This window comes from Pseudomonas brassicacearum subsp. neoaurantiaca, assembly GCF_013608025.1.
In the GTDB taxonomy this organism is placed as follows: domain Bacteria; phylum Pseudomonadota; class Gammaproteobacteria; order Pseudomonadales; family Pseudomonadaceae; genus Aquipseudomonas.
Genome location: NZ_VDLV01000034.1, coordinates 1 through 378, shown reverse-complemented (window position 1 = coordinate 378; position 378 = coordinate 1). Strand labels below are relative to the sequence as shown.

General features: G+C 63.8%; 1 pseudogene. It reads left to right on the top strand.

The window, feature by feature from the left end:
* Positions 1-136 precede the first annotated feature (136 nt).
* Positions 137-217, top strand: a pseudogene (locus FHK92_RS27835) (hypothetical protein); the annotation flags it as partial.
* Positions 218-378 lie beyond the last annotated feature (161 nt).

The following is a 378-nucleotide window of genomic DNA, read 5'->3' as shown; positions in this document are numbered from 1 at the left end:
AGCAAGCTCCCTCGCCACAGTGGGTTGTCACCCTAGCATTGAGTTACAGCCATGAAGCCTTCACACCTGCTCTTGATCTGGCTCGCCACTCTGCTGCCCGTCGGCACTGTCCTGGGCGCCTTGCGAGCGTTGGGCGTCGCCAGAGCTGCGCATCGAGGGGCTTTCGGTGGACCAGGTGCTGCGGCAGTTGATAGATCAAGTCTCGGCGTCGCGATTGCGAATGCCGTGCCCTTGCACATGCTGGCCGGGGCAACGCATTCCCTTGTGGCGAGGGAGCTTGCTCCCGCTGGGCTGCGCAGCAGACCTCAGATTCTATCTGGCACACCGCAAGGGGAGGCTGCGCCTCCAGCGGGAGCAAGCTCCCTCGCCACAGTGGGT